Source organism: Arthrobacter sp. TB 26, from assembly GCF_000427315.1.
Classification (GTDB): Bacteria; Actinomycetota; Actinomycetes; order Actinomycetales; family Micrococcaceae; genus Arthrobacter.
In genome coordinates this window covers 1-4,006 of record NZ_AUPJ01000455.1, presented here as the reverse complement: position 1 = coordinate 4,006, position 4,006 = coordinate 1, and the positions used below count along the sequence as shown (strand labels likewise).

3 protein-coding genes, 1 tRNA gene and 1 other RNA gene are annotated in these 4,006 nt (G+C 66.5%); 3 read left to right on the top strand and 2 right to left on the bottom strand.

The window, feature by feature from the left end; all coding sequences use genetic code 11:
* Nucleotides 1–1,104, bottom strand: a 1,104-nt coding sequence (locus tag K789_RS25835; RefSeq protein ID WP_024367899.1) for a peptidoglycan DD-metalloendopeptidase family protein, incomplete at its 3' end; no start/stop codon positions are given.
* Nucleotides 1,105–1,384: 280 nt separating this feature from the next.
* Between K789_RS25835 and K789_RS0117505 the strand changes: the two genes are divergently transcribed.
* Nucleotides 1,385–2,296: an oxygenase MpaB family protein gene (locus K789_RS0117505; RefSeq protein ID WP_024367898.1), complete on the top strand. Its 912-nt coding sequence runs from the start codon at nucleotides 1,385–1,387 to the stop codon at nucleotides 2,294–2,296.
* Nucleotides 2,297–2,382: 86 nt separating this feature from the next.
* On the opposite strand, the gene K789_RS0117500 is transcribed toward K789_RS0117505, so the two are convergent.
* Nucleotides 2,383–2,467: transfer RNA gene (locus tag K789_RS0117500), tRNA-Ser, on the bottom strand.
* Between the two features lie 227 nt (nucleotides 2,468–2,694).
* Between K789_RS0117500 and ffs the strand changes: the two genes are divergently transcribed.
* Together ffs and K789_RS0117495 are read left to right on the top strand one after the other, a co-directional pair.
* An RNA gene (ffs, locus tag K789_RS24720) (signal recognition particle sRNA small type) lies at nucleotides 2,695–2,791 on the top strand.
* A gap of 27 nt (nucleotides 2,792–2,818) precedes the next feature.
* On the top strand, nucleotides 2,819–4,006 hold a 1,188-nt coding region (locus K789_RS0117495), incomplete at its 3' end, for a DNA polymerase III subunit gamma and tau (RefSeq protein WP_128081664.1).

The window sequence follows — 4,006 nt, the reverse complement described above, 5'->3', positions numbered from 1 at the left end:
GGGCTCCGAAGGAGGCGGTGTGGTGCCGGGCTCCGAAGGAGGCGGTGTGGTGCCGGGCTCCGAAGGAGGCGGTGTGGTGCCGGGCTCCGAAGGAGGCGGTGTGTCGCTCGGCGTCTGGGAGTCCGTGGGCGGGGTTGTCCCGCTCGAAGAGTCGCTCGCCGGTGGGCTGGGTTCAAGCGTGGGCGTATCGGACCTCGTCTTCGTCGGCGACAGCCCGTCCCAGATGGACGGAGTGGGCGTGGCCGCGGCGGACGTGAGGAAGGGCGTTCGCGGCATCGCTGCGACGGGTGCTTCCTCGGCGCCGCCGGCGACTTCGTGCCCCCCGTCATCGGACACCGGGATTGCCCAGCCAAGGGACGTGTTGGACGGCAGACCGGCGTCGGGCGCGTAACTGGTCATCTCGATGGTCCCAAGCTGGTCCGTCTGCACAATCGGTAGGAGGATCCAGTCGTGCGGGTTCTTGTGGGATCCGTTCAGGATGGTCTCAAAATGCAGGTGGCAGCCGGTGGACGACCCGGTCGTTCCCACCCGCGCAATGACCTCACCAACCCGCACCGAGTCACCCTTCTTGACGGCGATTGCCTCAAGGTGGTTGTAGGTGGTGATGAGCCCGTTGCCGTGATCGATTTCCACACGGTTTCCGCCACCCCACGGGTGCCAGCCAACTGCCCGCACCACTCCGGCGTCGGCGGCGTAGACACGGGTGCCGCACTCGGCGGCATAGTCCTGGCCCCAGTGGAATTCGCCGGCTGACCCCGAGATGGGGCTGGTCCGCAGCCCGAAGGGCGAGGTCTCGTGAAGTGATTCGAGGGGAGCCATGAGGAAGCCTTCTGCCGGCCGCTTCAGCCCGGCTGACGCCACATTGAGCTCCCCGGGAACGCCGTCCTTGGACGTCGTCTCGACCGTTGACCGGGCGTAGGCCACGAGCGCTAAGGGGTCCGCAGTGAATGCTGACGTGGCGACGGCGACGGCTCCCGCGCCGGTGGCAATGCCGGCAGTGGCCGGATCCAGGGTTCCTGGCCCCACGACGCCGGAAGCGGGTGCCTGGGACGGCACCACGGCGGCCCCGGTGCCGGACAGCCCTTGGACTCCGAAAGTCAGCACCGCCAAGGAGAGGCAAAAACCGCCGGACAGACATCGCACGGCAATGATCCGAGCTCTAGTTGCTTGCTCACTCGACGAGTTTCCCCAGTGTTTTCCCACGATGTGACTCCCGCATCCTGTTCGCCAGTCCCAAATTTCGCGGACTAACGTTCTTATGGGACCACAATCGAGGGGGCCTGTGAACCGTACAAAGTACCCCCCTTCAAACTCGAGTGGCGGCCCAGTAGTACTGGGTTCCGGGGCAAGTATCGGGTGCAGCGGCAGTGGGCGAGAATGGAGTATGCGCAACCTCCTCAGGGAATGGCAGGCAGAACTCAAACAGACGTTCACCGGGACCCGGGACACAGTCCCGGAGTGGGTGCCCCGGCTGGCCGAAGGCGACGATCCTGGCTACCACTTGCCAGGCTCGGCAGTCTGGGCCGTCCATGGGGACATGCCGACGATTGTGGCGGGCATTCGGGCCCTGCTGATGCAGGCGCTCCATCCCGGGGCGCTGGCCGGAATCCATGACCACTCCCGCTTCCGCGAGGATCCCCTGGGCCGGCTCGCCGGAACGATCCGCTGGATCTTTACTGTTTCCTACGGTTCAACCGCCGCGGCCCGCGCAGCCTCCGACTGGGTGCTGCGGCTCCATGGATCGGTGCGCGGGGAATACGTGGACGGGCACGGCGTCACCCGGAGCTACGCGGCGAATGATCCGGAGCTGCTCCGCTGGGTGCATATCGCCTTCACCGACGCTTTCCTCTCGGCGCACAAGATCTGGGGCAGGCCGATACCCGGCGGTCCGAATGCGTACGTGCGTGAGTGGGCGCAGGCCGGAGAGCTGATGGGGGTGGAGTCCCCGCCGCTCAGCGAGGAGGAAATGCGGCGGCAGCTGGACCACTGGTACGACACCGGCGAACTCCGCTCTGACGACAGGGTCGCCGAGACGGTGGCGTTCATCCGCAATCCGCCGCTTCATCCAGTGCTCCGGCCAGGCTACCGGGTGCTGTTCGCGGCGGCCGTGGCGAGCCTCGAACCCAAATACCGTGATCTGTTGGGACTACGGAGCGCACGGCTGGGTCCCATCCCGCTGCCGGTGCGGCTGGCCACGAAGGTGACGCTCGGCGTCGTCCATCTTGCCCTGGGCCGGGTGGGGCCCAGCGAACAGGCGGCCCGGGACAGGCTCCGAAGGCTGGGCCACAGGGCCTGATGGGCCCGCCGGGAAAAGGATCACGGGCTGGACCGGGGCTGGACCGGACGCAAAAAGGCCCCGGTCCAAGGGACCGGGGCCAAACGCGGAGAATGGGGGATTTGAACCCCCGAGGGCGTTAACCCAACACGCGTTCCAGGCGTGCGCCATAGGCCGCTAGGCGAATTCTCCAGTAGCTTCTGAATCAAAAGCAGATACTAGAATACCTGAACTTCCCGGCATCGCCCAATTGGCCCCTCAGACCCCTGCCCCACGGGACATGCCCCACCCTCACCGCAGCCAATGGACATAGGCCCATTCTGCCCACTCCTAGCCGCGAAAAATGGGCATGTCCCACCGGATTCCACGGGCCCAAACCGCACGATTCGGGGCACACTCAAACGTCGGGTAAACTTGCTGACGGCCCCTCATGTGGCGTCATCCTGTTGAACTCCCCCAGGACCGGAAGGTAGCAAGGGTAAATGGGCTCTGGCGGGTGCATGAGGGGTCTTTTATGTCTGCGCCGATTGGTAGGGTTTATCTGTGACTGTTACTACCGCCCTTTACCGTAGATACCGCCCCGATTCGTTCGCGGACGTTATTGGGCAGGAACACGTCACCGAGCCGCTGATGACGGCCCTGCGCAAGAACCGCGCGAACCACGCCTACCTCTTCTCGGGCCCCCGGGGCTGCGGAAAAACCACCTCTGCCCGCATCCTGGCGCGCTGCCTTAACTGCGCCGAAGGCCCCACGGACACACCCTGCGGCAAGTGCGCCAGCTGCGTCGAACTCGCCCGCGGCGGCTCCGGATCCCTCGACGTCATCGAAATCGACGCTGCCAGCCACGGCGGCGTCGACGACGCCCGCGACCTGCGTGAACGGGCCACCTATGCACCGGTCCGGGACCGCTACAAAATCTTCATCATCGACGAAGCCCACATGGTCACCTCGGCCGGCTTCAACGCCCTGCTCAAGATCGTCGAAGAGCCGCCGGAACACATCAAGTTCATCTTCGCCACAACGGAGCCGGACAAGGTCATCGGCACCATCCGCTCCCGCACGCACCATTACCCGTTCCGCCTCGTGCCGCCCGAGCCGCTCATGGCGTACCTGGAGCTGCTCTGCACCCAGGAGAACGTCCCTGTGGCGCCCGGCGTTCTCTCGCTCGTAATCCGCGCCGGCGGGGGTTCGGTGCGGGATTCGCTGTCCGTCCTGGACCAGCTCATGGCGGGCGCCGGACCCAACGGCCTGGACTACGAGCTCGCCGTCGCGCTGCTGGGCTATACCCATGCTTCCCTGCTCGACGACGTCGTGGAGGCCGTGGCAGCGTCCGACGCCGCTACCGTGTTCCGAGCGGTGGACCGGGTCATCCAGACCGGGCACGACCCTCGCCGCTTCGTGGAGGACCTGCTCGAGCGCTTCCGGGACCTGATCATCGTCCAGGCCATGCCAGAGAGCGCCCAGTCAATCCTCCGCGGCATGCCCGCCGACCAGATCGCGCGCCTGCAGAACCAAGCCCACAACCTGGGTGCGGCGGAGCTGTCCAGGGCGGCGGACGTCACCAACACCGCCCTGACCGAGATGACCGGCGCCACCTCGCCGCGGCTGCACCTGGAACTGCTGTGCGCCCGCATCCTGCTGCCGTCCTCCGAGCAGACCGAGCGCGGCATCGCCGCCCGGATCGACCGGGTGGAACGCCGCCTGAACTACGCCGGGAACGACGTCGGGGCT